The organism is Marinimicrobium sp. C2-29 (genome assembly GCF_038419845.1).
Classification (GTDB): Bacteria; Pseudomonadota; Gammaproteobacteria; order Pseudomonadales; family Cellvibrionaceae; genus Marinimicrobium.
This window is the reverse complement of record NZ_JBCAQT010000009.1, coordinates 154,741-172,392: the sequence shown is the minus strand read 5'-3', so window position 1 is coordinate 172,392 and position 17,652 is coordinate 154,741. Positions and strand designations below refer to the sequence as shown.

Sequence of the window (17,652 nt, the reverse complement as noted above, 5' to 3'; positions counted from 1 at the left end):
GAATCACCCGCCAGATTACAACGGCCAGCTTCACTCGGGCAGCACCCGGGGGTACTGCCCAAGCAAGCCAGGAGAGGAACAATCAGTCTTCCGGCTGTTCGTCCTGGGTCTGCTTTTCGCGCTGAATGCGCTGGTAGATCTCTTCGCGGTGAACCGCGATATCCTTGGGGGCGTTGACACCAATGCGAACTTGGTTGCCCTTTACACCCAGGACAGTCACGGTGACCTCGTCACCTACCATCAGCGTTTCGCCAATACGGCGTGTCAAAATCAACATGTTAAATCTCCTTCACTCATCCTGTAAGAACACGGCTAAGACTCCATCGTCCTCTGCCGCTTCTCGGCTAACCCCAGTCGCCGAATGGGCGGTCATACCGCAAACCCCCTTGAAGTATTGACCATAGTCGGCGATAAGGACAAACATTTTTGCTCCCAATTATATCTTTTTCTCCCTGCTTTCTTAATGCGGCGCTACTTTAACAGATTTGCCAAGCAACCGCTAACCCCGCAGCCGGCTTTCTTCCGGCTCACTATCCAGCTCAAACGCGGTGTGCAAACAGCGCACCGCCAACTCGAGATAACGTTCCTCAATAATCACCGAAATCTTGATTTCAGAGGTGGTGATCATCTGGATATTGATGTTTTCGTCCGCCAGAGCGGTGAACATGGTGGAGGCCACACCCGCATGAGAGCGCATCCCGACCCCGACGATGGACACTTTGGCGACACGGTCGTCACCGCGGACTTCCCGGGCCCCCACATCCCGGGCAACCTGCTCCAGAATGCCCAGGGTCTTCTTCAGATCGCTTTTGTTGATGGTGAACGTCAGGTCCGTGGTGTTATCGGCACCGACGTTCTGGACGATCACGTCCACTTCAATATTCGCCGCGCCCACCGGGCTCAGGATCCTGGCGGCCACACCCGGGGTATCGGGTACGCCGGCCAGAGTCACCTTGGCCTCATCGCGGTTGAATGCTATGCCGGAGACTATCGGCTGTTCCATGGTGTCGTCTTCCTCATCGAGAGTAATCAGGGTGCCGGGGCCTTCTTTAAAGCTCGACAGCACCCTCAGGGGAACCTTGTACTTGCCAGCAAACTCCACCGCCCGTATCTGCAGCACCTTGGAGCCGAGGCTGGCCATTTCCAGCATCTCTTCAAAAGTGATCTTCTCCAGACGCCGGGCCCGCTCGACTACCCGGGGGTCAGTGGTGTATACGCCGTCCACGTCAGTATAGATCTGACATTCGTCGGCTTTTAGCGCTGCCGCGAGCGCGACGCCGGTGGTATCAGAGCCACCGCGCCCCAGGGTGGTGATATTGCCATCGCCATCCACCCCCTGGAAGCCGGCGACCACGACCACCCGGCCGGCGGACAGGTCGGAGCGCATTCTGGCGTCATCGATGGCTTCAATCCGCGCCTTGGTGTGGGCCTGATCGGTGAGGATGCGGACCTGCCCCCCGGTGTAGGAGCGCGCGTCCCAGCCGCGCTTTTTCAGCGCCATGCACAGGAGCGCGATGGTGACCTGCTCACCGGTGGAGACCAGGACGTCCAGCTCCCGGGGGTCGGGCGTGTCCTGGATCTGCTGGGCCAGGCCGATCAGGCGGTTGGTCTCTCCGCTCATCGCCGAGAGGACCACCACCATATCGTGGCCCTCGGCCCGAAAGCTGGCGACCCGGTCGGCCACTGCCTCGATGCGCTCGACCGTGCCCACCGAGGTACCACCGTATTTCTGTACGAACAAACTCATGCTCGATCTATCCCTCAACCATTCAGGCGGCTTTTCGCGCCCCTCAACACGCGCAATTTAATGCAAATCGCGCCAATGTGGAAAGCTTTATTTTGCGTTTTCCGGTGTTTTACCCGGAAATCTGTGACTCGACCCAGGAGGCGGCCAGTTTCAGTGCCTCGGGCACGCCCGCCGGGTCGGAGCCGCCGCCCTGCGCCATGTCCGGGCGGCCTCCGCCCTTGCCGTCCACTCTGGCGGCCGCTTCGCGCATCAGGTCGCCGGCTTTGAGCTTCGCGGTCAGATCCTTGGTCACGCCCGCCACCAGAGAGACCTTATCGCCCTCGACGGCGGCCAGCAGCACCACACCACTGCCGATTTTGTTTTTGAGCTGATCGGCGCTCTCGCGCAGGGACTTGCCGTCGGCCCCCTCGAGCTTGATGGCCAGAACCTTGACGCCGGCCACTTCTACCACCTCATCGAGCAGGTTACCGCTGCCGGCCGTGGCCAGCTTGGCCTTCATGGCGGTGAGCTCTTTTTCCAGCTTGCGGTTTTGCGTCAGCAACTGCTGCACCTTTTCCGGCACCTGGGCGCGGCGGGTTTTCAGCGCCTGGGCGGTGCTGTCGGTCAGCTGCTCGAGCTCGTCGAACACCTCCAGAGCGCCCTCCCCCGTGACCGCTTCAATCCGGCGCACGCCGGCCGCCACGCCGGACTCGGCGGTGATGCGCATCAGGCCAATGTCGCCGGTGCGGCGCACGTGTGTGCCCCCGCAGAGTTCGACAGAAAAACCATCGCCCATGGTGAGCACACGCACTTCATTGCCGTACTTCTCACCAAACAGCGCCATGGCGCCCTTGGCCTTGGCGGTTTCCATGTCGCAGACTTCGATCTGAACTTCGGTGTTGGCGCGAATCTGCTCATTCACCAGCGTTTCGATCGCCTTGATCTCGGCGGGCTTGAGCGCCTCGAAATGGGAGAAATCAAAGCGCAGACGCTCGGAATCCACCAGAGACCCTTTCTGGGTGACGTGCTCGCCCAGGATCTGACGCAGGGCAGCGTGCAGCAGGTGGGTGGCCGAGTGATTGAGCGCGGTGGCCTGACGCACGCCGGCATCGACCCGGGCACTCAGGGTATCGCCCAGCGCCAGGGCACCGTGCAGCAGACGACCCACATGCAGGTGGCTGGCGCCCTCTTTGGTGCAGTCGCGCACTTCAAATCGGACGTTGTCCCCCGATTCGAGATAACCGGTATCGCCCACCTGGCCGCCGGACTCGGCGTAGAAAGGGGTGCGATCGAGCACCACAGCGCCCTCATCGCCCTCCTCCAGCCGGTCCACGGCCTGACCGTCTTTGAGCAGCGCCACTATCTCGCCGCTCTCCGCCAGGCGGGTGTAGCCCAGAAACTCGGTTTTGGGCAGATCGAGCCCGGCCGCGGTGTAGTCCACTTTGAAGCTGCCGGCGGCCCGGGCCCGGGCGCGCTGGGCTTCCATGGCCTCATCGTAGCCACGCATGTCGATGCTGAGACCGCGCTCGCGCGCAATATCGTTGGTCAGATCCACCGGAAAGCCGTAGGTGTCATACAGGGTGAACACCACGTCGCCGGGAATCTCGTTACCCTTCAGGTCCTCAAGGGTGTCTTCCAATACCGCCATACCCTTATCCAGGGTCTTGGCAAACTGCTCCTCTTCGAGCAGCAGGACTTTTTCAATCTGGGCCCGGCGCTCGTGCAGCTCCGGATAGGCCTCGCCCATCACTTCCGCCAGAGCCCCCACCAGCTGGTGGAAGAAGGCCTGCTGCTGCCCCAACTGGTGGCCGTGGCGCACGGCCCGGCGGATGATGCGGCGCAACACATAACCGCGCCCTTCGTTGGAGGGCATGACCCCGTCGCTGATCAGAAAGGAGCAGGAACGGATGTGATCGGCAATCACCCGCAGGGATTTGTTGGCCAGATCGTCGCAACCGGTTGCCTGGGCGGCGGCCTTGAGCAGATGCTGGAACAGATCGATGTCGTAGTTGTTGTGCACACCCTGCATGACCGCGGCAATACGCTCCAGCCCCATTCCGGTGTCGATGGAGGGGTTGGGCAGCGGCTTCAGCTCGCCGTTGCTCTGGCGCTCGTACTGCATGAACACCAGGTTCCAGATCTCGATGTAGCGATCCAGATCATCATTGTCACTGCCCGGGGGGCCGCCGGGCACGTCCGGCCCGTGGTCGTAAAAGATTTCCGAGCTGGGGCCGCAGGGGCCGGTATCGCCCATCTGCCAGAAGTTGTCCTCCTCCAGGCGCGAGAAGCACTCGGGGCTGACGCCCATCTCCTTGATCCAGATGTCGGCCGCCTCGTCGTCACTGGTGTGCACCGTGACCCAGAGCCGCTCCGGGGGCAGCTCCAGCACCTGGGTCAGAAATTCCCAGGCAAAACGAATGGCGTCGTGCTTGAAATAGTCGCCAAAACTGAAGTTGCCCAGCATCTCAAAGAAGGTGTGGTGACGCGCAGTATAGCCCACGTTTTCCAGGTCATTGTGCTTGCCGCCGGCACGCACGCAGCGCTGGGAGCTGGCCGCCCGGGTGTAGTCGCGCGGGTCCTCTCCCAGGAACACATCCTTGAACTGCACCATGCCGGCGTTGGTAAACAGCAGGGTCGGGTCATTGCCCGGCACCAGCGAGCTGCTGGGCACGACGGTGTGCCCCTGGCGTTGAAAGTACTGCAAAAAGGCGTCGCGAATTTCTGCGCTCTTCATAGAGTGTCCGTGGTTCGTTGCTGGGTAGTGGGGGCGATCGGGCAGCGGCAATCAGCGGCGGGCGAGTTGTTCCCGCTCCTCCAGCGTCAGCTGGCGCGCCTCGCTTTCGAGCATTACCGGAATATCGTCATGGATCGGGTAGGCAAGGCCACTGGCCCGACAGACCAATTCCTGTTTCTCGGCATCGTATTCCAGGCTGGCCTTAGTCACCGGGCAGACCAGAATACTGAGCAGTTTTTTGTCGATCATAGCGCCCCTCGGGGGATGAAATAAAAGCGATATCTTACACCGCAGCGCCTCGGCAGGCTACTCGCCTCACCAAAGCGCCGCTAGTCGGACTCCGGCATGGGGCCCACCAGGGTCGTGGGGTCCACCCGCCGGTCGTACCAGTTCATGCGCCAGTCCAGATGCGGCCCGGTCGCCCGGCCGGTGGCACCCACTTCGGCGATCGTCTGGCCCTGCTCGACCTCTTCGCCCTCCTCCACCAGAATCTTGTGCAGGTGGATGAAAGTGGATGACAGGCCGTGGCCGTGATCCACGATCAGTGTGCCTCCGGAAAAAAACATGTCGTCGTAAGCCAGAGTGACCACGCCACCGGCGGGGGCGGCCACCGGGGCGCCCTCGGGACCGGCAATATCCACGCCGTAGTGAGGAGAGCGTGGCTCACCATTGTAGAACCGCTGACTGCCGTAGACGCCGGTGATAATACCGGTCAAAGGCCACTGAAAGTCCTGGGTAAAACCGGTCAGGCCGGATTCCACCTGGCGCGCTTTCCAGGCCAGCTCCGCCTCTTTGCGGGAGCGGGCGACCTGCTCGGCATTGGGCGTCACGGTGCTCTGGGGGACACCTTCGATACGCTGAATCTCGTAATCGCGCCGGGCGACATCAAAGCGGTGGCTCTGCTCCTCTCCGTCGGGGCCAATCACCGTGATCGCCGCCTCGGCTTCGGCGTTGCGGTCCAGACCCAGGACGAAAAGCCCTTCATCGGCGACCCGCAGGCGCTTCTCGCCCAGACGAACCTCACTGCCCGGCTCGACTTTGCCCCGGATGACCGCGCCCTGTTGCCAGTCGCCATCGAGAATTTCCAGAGCCAGAGCCGCCGGGCTGACCAACATCAGCAGCGCCGCCAGAATCGAATGCCTGCTCAACATAGATACCCACCCGTTTGTCAGAATAAAACCAGAGCTTCAGCTTAGCACAGAGGGCCAAACAAAAACGCCCCGAACAATCGGGGCGTTTTTGTGCCTATAGCTTCGGTAACGGCGATCAGACCAACTGATCACCCACACGCAACACTTTCATGGTGTTGGTGCCACCGAGCTGATTGCTATCGCCGTTGGAGACGATCACCAGATCGCCATCCGCCAGATAACCCTGACCCTTGAGCACGTCAATCGCGCGCATATGATCCTCAAAATTGGGAGCATCGGTAGAGTCGAAAGGCACTGGTTTGACGCCGCGATACAGGGCAACCCGACGCTGGGTGTCGGTGTGCCGGGAGAATGCGAAAATCGGCAGCTGCGAGCCAATGCGTGACATCAGGCGGGGGGTGGAACCACTCTCGGTCAGCGACAGGATGGCCTTGACGCCCGTGAGGTGGTTGGCCGTGTACATGGCCGCCATGGCAATGGACTCGTCGATGCTCTTGAACTGCTGATCCACACGGTAGGTGCTGGCGCTGGCGCTCGGGTGCTTCTCGGCACCGAGAATAATACGCACCATGGCTTCCACAGTCTCCACCGGGAAGTCGCCGGCCGCCGTTTCGGCCGAAAGCATGACCGCATCGGTACCATCGAGTACGGCATTGGCCACGTCGAACACTTCTGCCCGGGTGGGCATGGGGCTTTCGATCATGGACTCCATCATCTGGGTTGCCGTGATCACCACCTTGTTGAGGGCACGCGAGCGCTCGATGATGCGCTTCTGCACACCAATCAGAGACTCATCGCCAATCTCGACACCCAGGTCGCCCCGAGCCACCATGACCGCGTCGCTGGCTTCGATGATCGCATCCAGTGTTTCATCATCCGCGACCGCTTCGGCGCGTTCGATCTTGGACACCAGGCCGGCTTTCTCACCGCCTGCTTCGCGCATCAACTTGCGTGCCTTGTTCATGTCATCCGCACTGCGGGGAAACGACACGGCCAGGTAATCGACACCGATCTGGGCGGCGGTCTTGATATCGGCCAGATCCTTGTCGGTCAATGCCGGCGCCGAAAGGCCACCGCCCTGACGATTGATGCCCTTGTTGTTCGACAGCGGGCCCGCGATACGGGTGATGCAGTGAACGCGTTTGCCTTCGATCTTTTCGACTTCCAGAACCACGCGACCATCGTCGAGCAGCAGGTTGTCACCGGGCTTACAGTCACCGGGCAACTCTTTGTAGTCGATGCCCACCTGGTTCTGATCACCGGCATTGCTGTCCAGCCCGGCATCCAGAACGAACTTGTCACCCAGGTTCAGTTGGATTTTTCCGTTGGCGAAGCGCGAGATGCGGATCTTGGGCCCCTGAAGGTCACCCAGCACTGCCACAAAGCGCCCGTGCTTGGCCGCCAGCTCGCGCACCATTTCGGCCCGCTTTTTGTGGTCGTCGGCTGAGCCGTGGGAAAAGTTCAGGCGCACGACGTTGACGCCGGCCAGAATCAGCTTCTCCAGCACCTCTGGGGACTCGGATGCCGGCCCCAGAGTGCTGACGATTTTAGTACGTCTTAACATAAGTCTCTCTCAGTAATTTACTTGGCCTGCATCAGCGCCAGGGTGTTGTCCAACATGCGGTTGGAGAAGCCCCACTCGTTGTCATACCAGGACATGATCTTGACCCAGCGACCGTTGTAAACCTTGGCCTGCAGGGAGTCGTAGTTGGAAGACGCGGGATGATGATTGAAATCAATCGACACCAGCGGCTCGTCGCAATACTCCAGAATGCCGGCCATCTCGCCTTCGGCCGCTTCTTTCATGGCCGCATTGACTTCTTCGACGGTCACGTCTTTGGACAGCAGAACGTTCAGGTCAACCAGAGAGACGTTGATGGTCGGTACCCGCACCGCCATGCCGTCAATCTTGCCTTCCAGCTCCGGCAGTACCAGCGCCACGGCTTTGGCCGCACCGGTCTTGGTCGGAATCATGGACTGGGTGGCCGAGCGCGCGCGATAAATGTCTTTGTGGTAGACGTCGCTCAGGTTCTGATCGTTGGTGTAGGAGTGAATGGTGGTCATGGAGCCCTGCTCGATACCGAACTTGTCGTTCAGTACCTTGGCGACCGGCGCCAGGCAGTTGGTGGTGCAGGACGCATTGGAGATGATGGTGTCGGTGGCCTTCAGGCTCTTGTGGTTGACGCCATATACGGCGGTGGCGTCAATGTCGGTGCCCGGCGCGGAGATGATGACTTTCTTGGCACCCGCTTCAATGTGCGCCTTGGCCTTGTCACCACTGGTAAAGATACCGGTACACTCGTAAACCACGTCCACGCCCAGCTTGCCCCAGGGCAGCTTGGTCGGATCGCGCTCGGAGGTGATCTGGATCGCATCACCGTTCACGATCATTTTGTCGCCATCAACGGAGACTTCACCGGGAAAACGACCGTGGACCGAATCGTACTTGGTCAGGTGAGCATTCATCTCGGCATCGCCCAGATCGTTGATACCCACTACTTCGATACGATCGCGGTAGTTGCTTTCGTACAGCGCGCGCAACACATTTCGGCCAATACGGCCGTAGCCGTTAATTGCTACTTTAATGGTCATTCATTTATCTCCTGATTGATTGATTCGGTATCGAAATTAACAAATTTGGTGTCGAAAACAGTCCGTTCGATAGATCTGATGTTCAAAAGCGTCACTCTGGCAATCAACGCTCCAGCTGCGCTGCCTCGCGCGCCAGCTTTTCAATTTCATCCCAGCGCTTTTCGGCGATGAGATTTTTCGGGGCCATCCAGGTACCGCCCACACAGGCGACATTGGGCAGCGCCAGGTACTCGGGCGCCTTGGCCAGATTGATGCCACCGGTCGGGCAGAAAGTGATCTGCGGCAGCGGACCACCAATGGATTTCACCATGGACACACCGCCGGCGGACTCAGCCGGGAAAAACTTGAGGTACTTGAACCCCTGGGTGAGCAGGTTCATGGCCTCACTGGGTGTGGCAATACCGGGCAACAACGGCACGGAGCTGGCCTTGGCGGCTTCGATCAGTGCCGGAGTCGTGCCGGGGCTCACCAGAAAACTGGAGCCGGCATCCACGGCCTTTTGCAGATCGTCCGGGGTGACGATGGTGCCGGCGCCGATCACGGCGTCATCCGGCAGTTCTTTGACCATGGCGCTGATCGCTTCCAGGGCCACGGGGGTACGCAAGGTGATTTCAAGCACCTTGAGGCCGCCGTTATACAGTGCCCGGGCAAGCGGCACCGCATCTTCCAGACGCTCCACCACCATCACCGGGACCACGGGCGCGACCTGGAGAATTTTATCGATACTTAAAGCCACAGTTGCTTTCCTCATTGATTGGGTTGATTGGACAATACTCTCAAGATTCTCAAGGCGCCCAGTAGAGCGTAATCGGTACACGCGTCTGCTGCAGTACGGCGCGCACGGGCATGGTGCGAACATCGTCACCCGCCTGTGCGGCTCTCAGGGCCTGTAGTTTTTCATCGCCGGTAATCAGCAGCACCAACCGACGGGAGTTCAGAAGACCGGCCAGGCTCAGTGTCATGCGTTCGGTATACTCACCGGTAACGTCGCTCTGGTGGGCATTGATCGCCGCACACAACGCATCGGTGCTCAGCGCCTGATCCAGCCCTTCGGCTTCCGGAAACAGCGAAGCGGTGTGACCGTCCGGCCCCATACCCAGGATGGTGAGATCAAAGGGGGAAGGCAGCGTCTGATAGCTTTTTTCGCACTCCGCCAGACCCTCGTCAGCGTTGCCCGCCGAGTTTTTCATGGCAGTAAACGGAGCCGTGGCCGCCTGATGCTGCAACAGGTTTTTCTCGACAAATGACTGATTGCTTTTCGCGTGGCCCGGCTCAACCCAGCGCTCATCCACCAGCGCCACATGGATATTCTGCCAGTCCAGCGCGATCTGGCTCAGACGCTGGTACAAAGGAGCGGGCGAACTGCCGCCGGAGACCAGAAAGCTGGCCTGCTCGCGCTCATCCAATCCCGCCTGCAGCGCTGCCACACAGTCTTCCTGCAGGGCCGCCAGCAGCGCTTCACGGTTTTCAAACAATTTCTCTTCGAGCATTACCCTTTCCCTTCCGGCAGGAGATCATCAATATTGAACCAGTGACAGCCATCACCGCTGAGCAACTCTTCGGAGGCCTCCGGGCCGTTGCTGCCGGCGGCATAGGCCAACGGCCGGTTTTCCGGACGCTGCCAGGCTTCAATGATGGGATCGATCCAGGCCCAGGCGGCATCGACCTCGGCACGGTGAATGAACAGGCTGGGATCACCCGCCGCCGCATCCAGCATCAGACGCTTGTAGGCATCACTGACAAAGTGTTTGTAGGTTTCGGCCAGATTCAGGTTCAGCGCAACCGGCAACAACTCGGTGTCATGCTTTTCCAGATTCTTGGACATCAGCACCATCTGGATACTCTCTTCCGGCTGCAGACGGATCACCAGGCGGTTGGGCGACAGGGGCCCGGCTGAGCTGGGATAGACTTCGTGGGAGACGTCTTTGTACTGAATGACGATTTCCGCACAGCGTTTTTCCATCCGCTTACCCGTGCGCAGGTAAAACGGCACCCGCGACCAGCGCCAGTTGTCGATGTGGGCGCGAATGGCGACAAAGGTCTCGGTGGTGCTTTCCTTACCCAGTTCATCCAGGTAGCCCGGCACCGATTCGCCGTTCATTTCACCCGCCACGTATTGGCCGCGCACGGTATGCCACTTGACCGCATCGCCCTTGAGCGGGCGCAGTGATTCGAGCACCTTGATTTTTTCCGAGCGGATGCTGTCGGCGGTCAGCTTATTGGGCGACTCCATGGCGACCAGACACAAGAGCTGGAGCAGGTGGTTCTGCACCATGTCGCGCAGCGCACCAGCACCGTCGTAGAAACCGGCGCGACCTTCCAGGCCGACGGTTTCCGAGATGCTGATCTGCACGTGATCGATGGTTTTGGCATCCCACAGATGCTCGAAAATGCCATTGGCAAAACGCAGCGCCAGGAGATTCTGGACGGTTTCTTTGCCCAGATAGTGGTCAATGCGGTAAATCGCGCTCTCTTCAAAATACTCGGCGATTTCCGAATTGATGGCTTCGGCGGACTGGGCGTCATAGCCCAGGGGTTTTTCAACCACGACCCGGGTGGTCGGACTGATCAAATCACTCTCTGCAATGTGCTTGCAGCAGACACCGAAAACACTGGGAGGAGTTGAGAGGTAGAAAACGCGCTGCTTGTTGCCGGCTTTGAGCGTCTCGGCCATTTTTTCCCAGTTCTCGTCGTGGTTGGCAATATCGAGAAACAGGGGATGAACGCACTTGGCAAACTGATCCCATTTTTCCGCGACGAACTCGCCTTCGCGCAGATGCTCTTCGGCCGCCGCCCGCACTTTCTGGTGGTACTGGGTAATATCCTCTTCGCGGCGACTGGTCCCAAAGATCCGGGTGCCCTCGGGCAACTCGTCATTACAATAGGCCCGATACATACCGGGAATCAGTTTCCGCAGAGCCAGGTCACCGGCACCGCCAAATATTACAAAATCAAATGCTTCGAGCATGGATTAAAAACCTTATATTCTGTGCTTGCGGTTGGCCCCGGCCGGTCTGACCCGCCGGGCTCTCACTACCAGCGGAAAACCGTGGCACCCTCTTCTGCCAGCCCCACCTCGGCGCGCATGGGCGCGAACAGTTCACGGCCCGTGCCGTAATGACTGGCCGAGATATCCGATTGATCGGGCTTGCGTGCTTTGAGCTCTTCTTCCGACACCAGCAATTCCAGGGTGCCGGCTTCAGCGTCCAGCTCAATCATGTCCCCGTCCTGCACCAGCGAAATGGGACCCCCATCCAGCGCTTCCGGTGTCAGGTGAATTGCTGCGGGGATTTTACCAGAGGCACCGGACATCCTGCCATCGGTGACCAGGGCCACCTTGTAGCCACGATCCTGAAGGACCCCCAGCGGTGGAGTCAGCTTGTGCAGCTCGGGCATACCGTTGGCACGGGGCCCCTGGAAGCGCACCACGGCGACGAAATCCTGATCCAGTTCGCCGGCCTTGAACGCCGCCTGCAGATCTTCCTGGCGGTAAAACACCCTGGCGGGCGCCTTGACGGCGCGATTCTGGGGCTTGACGGCCGACACCTTGATGACACAGCGACCCATATTGCCCTTGAGCAGCTTCATGCCACCGGTGGGGCTGAAGGCCTTGGCGGCGGGCCGGAGCACGTCGTCGTCCAGACTCTCGGTGGGCGCATCGCGCCACACCAGCTCGTCGTTTTCCAGGAAGGGCTCCTTGGCGTACTCGGCCATGCTGTCGCCCATGATGTTTTTGACATCTTCGTGCATCAGGCCTTCCGACAGCAGGCTGCGGATCAGAAAGCCCATGCCGCCAACGGCCTGGAAGCGGTTGATATCGGCCAGGCCATTGGGATAGATGTGGCACATCAAGGGGATGATATCGGACAGATCGGACATGTCCTGCCAGTTGATCTGGACCCCGGCCGCCCGGGCCATGGCCACCAGGTGAATGGCGTGGTTGGTCGAACCACCAGTGGCCAACAGGCCGATGATGCCGTTGACGACCGCCTTCTCATCGATGACCTGGGCCATGGGCGTGTACTGATCCGTCCGCTCGGTCAGCTTGACCAGCTGCTTCACGGCCGCTTCGGTGAGCTTGTCGCGCATGCCGGTGCCGGGATTGACGAAGGAGCTGCCCGGCAGCTGCATGCCCATCATCTCCATCAGCATCTGGTTGCTGTTGGCGGTGCCGTAGAAGGTGCAGGTGCCCGGGCTGTGGTAGGAGGCGCTCTCGGCCTCCAGCAGCTCGGCCCGGCCCACTTTACCCTCGGCAAAGAGCTGGCGTACTTTCACCTTCTCCGCATTGGGCAGACCCGGGGTCATCGGGCCGGCGGGCACAAACACCACAGGCAGATGGCCGAACGACAGTGAGCCGATCATCAGACCGGGAACGATCTTGTCGCAGATACCGAGACACATGGCCCCGTCGAACATGTTGTGAGACAGCGATACCGCGGTGGCCATGGCAATCACGTCGCGGCTGAACAGCGACAGGTCCATGCCGTCCTGGCCCTGGGTCACCCCATCGCACATGGCCGGCACGCCGCCGGCCACCTGGGCGGTCACACCGGACTCAAACGCCGTTCTTTTGATCTTTTCGGGATAGTCACCATAAGGATGGTGGGCCGACAACATGTCGTTGTAGGCGGTCACAATGCCGAGGTTGGGGGCATTGCTGTCGGAAAGCATCTGTTTTTCTTCACCGTCGGCCGAGGCAAAACCGTGCGCCAGATTGCCGCAGGAGAGGCGAGACCGCGAGGGACCATCCGAACGCATCTGTTCAATCCGCTCCAGATAGGCGGCCCGGGTGTCGCGGCTTCGGTCGATAATCCGCTGGGTAATTTCGGAGAGTCTTTTGTGAGTCATTTCAGCACCATAGATTGCTTGACATCCAGCCAGGCGCGACGGCTCCTCCCGCAAAGGGGGATGCTGTAAGCGGGGGCGTCGTCTGACATCGCGCGCTCATCCTTTCACGGATGGGCTGATTTCCGGGGGGCCTGGGCCACCCGGATCCGCGCACAGGCCCCGCGATCAGGGCCCGCTGTCAGAATTCACCTGCCTGGCTTGCTAATTTCACGGTCGAATGCTCCGGGGGCTCTCGTGATTCTTTGCCACTCGATGCCAGCCGGTTCTCTCACATGTCTCCGTTTCAGCGGTCGGGGCGCCTGCGGGCGCCCTCTTATGGCCAATAGGGCCTCCCCGGCGGCGCTCTGCCACCGGGTACAGCCTCTACTGTTGCTTTGCTTGTTTGTAGTAGTTTATCAGACTGCGGGTGGAAGCATCATGTTTGTCGCTTACCGCCTGCCCTTCAGCCAGCTCGGGCTGAATACCGGCGGCCAGGACTTTACCCAGCTCCACACCCCACTGGTCAAAGGAGTGAATCTGCCAGATGATGCCCTGAACAAAGATCTTGTGCTCATAGAGCGCAATCAGCGCCCCCAGTGAGCGCGGGGTCACCTTGTCCATCAACAGGGTGTTGGTCGGGCGGTTACCACGGTGGACCTTGTGTGCCACGATTTCCTCGATGCGCGCCTCATCCATGCCCTTGGCCTTCAGGTCGGCCCGGACCTGGTCAGCGTCGATGCCCTTCATCAGAGCTTCGGTCTGGGCAAACATATTGGCCATCAGCGCGTCGTGGTGACCCGGTACATCCACCGTGCCTTTCACCGAGCCGATGAAGTCGGCCGGAATGATGTCAGTGCCCTGGTGCAGAAACTGGTAGAAGGCGTGCTGACCGTTGATGCCCACTTCGCCCCAGATCAGCGGCACACTGGGGTATTCCAGCGTTTCGCCGGCCCAGTTGACGGACTTGCCGTTGCTTTCCATTTCCGCCTGCTGCATGTAGGCCGGGAAACGGTGCAGGCACTGGTCGTAGGGCAGCAGTGCGTGGGCGGGATAGCCCAGAAAGTTGCGGTTCCAGATTCCGACCAGCGCCAGCATTACCGGCGCGTTCTCGCTCAGCGGTGCCTCTTTGAAGTGGCGATCCATCTCATAGGCGCCCTGCAGAAGCTCTTCAAAGGCCTCAAAGCCCTGCTGCAACGCGATAGGCAGACCAATGGTGGACCAGAGTGAGAAGCGGCCGCCGACCCAGTCCCACATTTCAAAAATATTCTCTTCCGCCACACCGAATTCCACGGCTTTCTTCACGTTGGTAGACACCGCCACAAAATGCTGTTTGGTGCTGTCTTCACTGCCGCCACCCTTGAGGAACCAGTCACGCGCGGTGTTGGCATTGGTGATGGTCTCGAGGGTGGTAAAGGTCTTGGAGGCGACGATGAACAGGGTGCTTTCCGGGTCGACCCGATCCAGCACCTGGGCAATCTGGAAACCGTCGACATTGGACACGTAGTGTGTTGTCAGGGTGTCGTCCTGATACGCTGTCAGCGCCTCGGTCACCATCAGCGGACCCAGGTTGGAGCCGCCAATGCCGATGCTGACCACGTCGGTGATGCGCTTGCCGGAGAAGCCTTTCCACTCGCCGGAGCGAACACTGGATACCAGCTCGCGCATGTGGTTGAGCTCACGCTCAATCTGCGGCCGGGCATCTTCACCGTCAATCATGATCGGCTCGCCGGATTGATCCCGCAGCGCCACGTGCATGACCGCCCGGTCTTCGGTGCGATTGATGTGCTCGCCGGCAAACATGCGGTCGCGCCAGTCGGCGACCTTGGCATCGTCGGCCAGCGCCAGCAGGCCCTTGCGGGTCTCTTCGGTGATCAGATTCTTGGAGTAGTCGAACAGCAGCTGGGGAGCTTTGATGGAGAAGGCGTCGAAGCGCCCCTGATCTTCGTCAAACAGGGACTTGAGCTCGCGCTGACGCAGGGTTTGAGCGTTTTTGGAAAGCGCTTGCCAACTGGGAAACTGGGTGGGACTTGCCATAGTACGACCTCTCTATCCGCCACCGCGGGCCATTGGTATCGGGTTTTGTTGCCGGGACTGTCGCCACCGACGGAACCGACCACTCATTTTGTCACTCGCTTGCCAGCATTGAACCGGGCAATCGCGCCGGCCAGCGCATCGGCTGACCGGGCGGCAAACAGCGCGAATGAATCGGGGTGTCCCAACTCGGAGAGCGCCACCAACGCGGGCGCCGCGAGAAAATGAGCGTCGTCTGAAAAGGCAGGCATAGTAAGCACTTAGGGTGAAAAAGTCAATTTGAGCGGCTTTTCCCGAGGCCTCTCAAGGGGTAAGCTGGAGCCCCGGAACCCAAGGCACCCGAACCTCATGACGCACCGCGAAACAACGGCATCTGTAACGGCCATTCCGCCCCTGGGCGTGATCGAAGGCTTCTTTGGCCGCCACTGGCCCTGGTCGGCCCGCCGCGACTACGCCGGCTTTCTGGCCGAACACAACTTTGATTTCTACCTCTACGCCCCCAAAGCCGATCCTTATCTGCGTCGGGAGTGGCAACAGGATTGGCCCGAGCCCGAATGGAATGAGCTCCGTCGCCTGCGCGCGTCCTACCGCCAGGCCGGCATCCGGTTTGGTATCGGCCTGAGCCCCCTGGAGCTCTATCGCCAGCCCTCTCCCGAGAGTCACCGCCTGCTGGAGCAGAAGGTCCGCCGGATCAACGAGCTGGAGCCCGATATTCTGTGTCTGCTGTTCGACGACATGCGCGGCGACCTGCCCGAGCTGGCCCTCCGCCAGGCGGAGCTGGCCACAACGGCCGCCGAGGTCACATCGGCGACCCAGTTGATTCTATGCCCCACCTATTACAGTCTGGACCCGGTCCTGGAAAAAGTCTTTGGCGCCCGCCCGGCGCACTATTGGGAAACCCTGGGCCGGCAACTGCCTGACCAGGTGGATGTTTTCTGGACCGGCCCCAAAGTCTGCTCCACCGACTACCCGAGGGAACACCTGCTGGAAGTCAGCGAATGGCTCAGGCGCAAACCCTTTCTGTGGGACAATTACCCGGTCAACGACAGCGCGGAAAAATCCCAATTGCTGCAACTGATGGCCTACCCCGAGTCTCATACCGGGCTGCGGGGGCTGGTGGCCGGACATGCGGTCAACCCCATGAACCAGCCAGCGCTGTCAAAAATTCCACTGCGGACCCTGCCCCAGGCTTACCGCGAGGGCGATCGCTACCGCCCGGTGGAAGCTTTTGCGGAAGCCTGCCACGCCCAGTGCCCCCCGGACCTGGCCAGGCAACTGATCGCCGACCAGGCAACATTTCAGGACCGGGGACTGGCACAGATGGACCAGCAGGAGCGGCAGAGCGTCAGAAGCCACTACGAGGCCTTCACCCAACCCGAAGCACGCGAGCTGCGGGACTGGCTCAATGGGGATTATGCGTTTGACCCGGCCTGCCTGACCGACTGAAAGCCCGCGCCCGAAAGACGACCGGGCGCATTACTGATAGCATGGTCACATTGACCAAAAGACTTTTCGATCAACCTTATCCACTCAACCTTTCCATTCAACAATGAGGAGCACACATGCAAACTCGAACACTGGGCAACAGCAACCTGCAACTGAGCGAAGTGGGCCTGGGCTGCTGGCAATTGGGCGGCGATTTTGGCCCGATTGAACCCAAAACCGTGGAAGACATCATTGTCGCGGCCCTGGAGTCCGGCATCAGCTTCTTTGATACCGCCGACGTCTATGGCGGCGGCGCCAGTGAGCGCTACCTGGGCGAGCATTTGAGCAGTCGCACCCCCAAACCGGTCATCGCCACCAAGTACGGTCGCGGCGACGGCGCATTCCCCGACGGCTACTCCCTCACTCACATGCGCGACTCCATCAAGCGCCAGCAGGACCGCCTGCAGACTGACTGCATTGATCTGTTGCAACTGCACTGCGTGCCCACCGAGATCATGCGCCGGGGCGAAATCTTTGACTGGTTGCGCACCATGCAGCAGGAAAACCTGATTCAGCACTTCGGCGCCAGTGTCGAAACCGTGGAAGAGGGGCTGATCTGTGCCGAGCACAAAGATCTGACCTCACTCCAGGTGATCTTCAACATCTTCCGGCAAAAACTGCTGGACGAGCTGCTGCCCAAGGCCGAAGACCAGAATATCGGTGTCATCGTGCGCCTGCCCCTGGCCAGCGGCCTGCTCAGCGGCAAGTTTTCCGAAAAAACCCAATTCGATGAAAGCGATCACCGGAACTTCAACCGCGATGGCGACGCCTTCAATGTGGGCGAAACCTTTGCGGGCATTCCGTTTGAAACCGGGGTCAAACTGGCCAAGCAGGTGGAAGACCGCACGCCGGAGGGTTACACCACCGCCCAGATGGCCATGCGCTGGATTCTGGATCAGCCGGCGGTAACCGCCATCATTCCCGGGGCAAGCTCGCCCGAGCAGGTCCGGGAAAACGCCAAGGTCAGTGACCTGCCTCCCCTGCCCGACCAGCTGCACGAAGAGCTCTACGACTTTTATCAGCAGGAGGTGAAGCAGCACATTCGCGGCGTTTACTGATCGAGCGAACCTACCCCGGTTGTCGCAAAGACTTCCGATGATTGCAAG

General features: G+C 60.3%; 15 protein-coding genes. 2 read left to right on the top strand and 13 right to left on the bottom strand.

Annotation, left to right across the window (positions count from 1 at the left end; translation table 11 throughout):
• Window positions 1-82: 82 nt before the first annotated feature.
• The 13 genes from csrA to AAE484_RS10610 form a co-directional block, all read right to left on the bottom strand.
• A complete protein-coding gene (csrA, locus tag AAE484_RS10670; RefSeq protein ID WP_341938375.1) occupies window positions 83-277 on the bottom strand; it encodes a carbon storage regulator CsrA in 195 nt (64 codons plus the stop codon).
• A gap of 222 nt (window positions 278-499) precedes the next feature.
• Window positions 500-1,747 carry an aspartate kinase gene (locus tag AAE484_RS10665; RefSeq protein WP_341938374.1) on the bottom strand — a complete coding sequence of 416 codons (1,248 nt, stop codon included), beginning with the start codon at window positions 1,745-1,747 and terminating at the stop codon, window positions 500-502.
• 109 nt (window positions 1,748-1,856) lie between these two features.
• Entirely contained in the window at window positions 1,857-4,460 is a 2,604-nt protein-coding gene (alaS, locus tag AAE484_RS10660; RefSeq protein WP_341938373.1) for an alanine--tRNA ligase, read from the bottom strand.
• Between the two features lie 51 nt (window positions 4,461-4,511).
• On the bottom strand, window positions 4,512-4,709 hold the full coding sequence (locus AAE484_RS10655; RefSeq protein WP_341938372.1) for a Trm112 family protein: 198 nt from the start codon (window positions 4,707-4,709) through the stop codon (window positions 4,512-4,514).
• An 80-nt stretch (window positions 4,710-4,789) separates the two neighbouring features.
• Window positions 4,790-5,611 (bottom strand): M23 family metallopeptidase, encoded by an 822-nt coding sequence (locus AAE484_RS10650; protein ID WP_341938370.1) that lies wholly within the window; start codon window positions 5,609-5,611, stop codon window positions 4,790-4,792.
• A gap of 115 nt (window positions 5,612-5,726) precedes the next feature.
• Window positions 5,727-7,175, bottom strand: a complete 1,449-nt coding sequence (pyk, locus tag AAE484_RS10645) for a pyruvate kinase (protein ID WP_341938369.1) — start codon at window positions 7,173-7,175, stop codon at window positions 5,727-5,729.
• Between the two features lie 17 nt (window positions 7,176-7,192).
• Window positions 7,193-8,203, bottom strand: coding sequence for a type I glyceraldehyde-3-phosphate dehydrogenase (gene gap, locus AAE484_RS10640; RefSeq protein ID WP_341938368.1), 1,011 nt, complete (start codon window positions 8,201-8,203; stop codon window positions 7,193-7,195).
• A gap of 103 nt (window positions 8,204-8,306) precedes the next feature.
• Window positions 8,307-8,939: a bifunctional 4-hydroxy-2-oxoglutarate aldolase/2-dehydro-3-deoxy-phosphogluconate aldolase gene (gene eda, locus AAE484_RS10635; RefSeq protein ID WP_341938367.1), complete on the bottom strand. Its 633-nt coding sequence runs from the start codon at window positions 8,937-8,939 to the stop codon at window positions 8,307-8,309.
• Window positions 8,940-8,988: 49 nt separating this feature from the next.
• On the bottom strand, window positions 8,989-9,693 hold the full coding sequence (gene pgl / locus AAE484_RS10630; protein ID WP_341938366.1) for a 6-phosphogluconolactonase: 705 nt from the start codon (window positions 9,691-9,693) through the stop codon (window positions 8,989-8,991).
• Complete coding sequence (zwf, locus tag AAE484_RS10625; protein ID WP_341938365.1) at window positions 9,693-11,171, bottom strand: glucose-6-phosphate dehydrogenase; 1,479 nt, start codon at window positions 11,169-11,171, stop codon at window positions 9,693-9,695. The genes pgl and zwf overlap by 1 nt, the downstream gene beginning before the upstream one ends.
• A gap of 65 nt (window positions 11,172-11,236) precedes the next feature.
• Window positions 11,237-13,051, bottom strand: coding sequence for a phosphogluconate dehydratase (gene edd, locus AAE484_RS10620; protein WP_341938364.1), 1,815 nt, complete (start codon window positions 13,049-13,051; stop codon window positions 11,237-11,239).
• Between the two features lie 363 nt (window positions 13,052-13,414).
• The gene (gene pgi / locus AAE484_RS10615; RefSeq protein ID WP_341938363.1) at window positions 13,415-15,064 is read right to left on the bottom strand and encodes a glucose-6-phosphate isomerase; all 1,650 of its coding nucleotides are present in this window, start codon (window positions 15,062-15,064) and stop codon (window positions 13,415-13,417) included.
• 83 nt (window positions 15,065-15,147) lie between these two features.
• Complete coding sequence (locus AAE484_RS10610; protein ID WP_341938362.1) at window positions 15,148-15,312, bottom strand: hypothetical protein; 165 nt, start codon at window positions 15,310-15,312, stop codon at window positions 15,148-15,150.
• Between the two features lie 97 nt (window positions 15,313-15,409).
• Between AAE484_RS10610 and AAE484_RS10605 the strand changes: the two genes are divergently transcribed.
• Window positions 15,410-16,507 carry a beta-N-acetylglucosaminidase domain-containing protein gene (locus AAE484_RS10605; RefSeq protein ID WP_341938361.1) on the top strand — a complete coding sequence of 366 codons (1,098 nt, stop codon included), beginning with the start codon at window positions 15,410-15,412 and terminating at the stop codon, window positions 16,505-16,507.
• 116 nt (window positions 16,508-16,623) lie between these two features.
• Complete coding sequence (locus tag AAE484_RS10600; RefSeq protein WP_341938360.1) at window positions 16,624-17,604, top strand: aldo/keto reductase; 981 nt, start codon at window positions 16,624-16,626, stop codon at window positions 17,602-17,604.
• The last annotated feature ends 48 nt before the right edge of the window (window positions 17,605-17,652 follow it).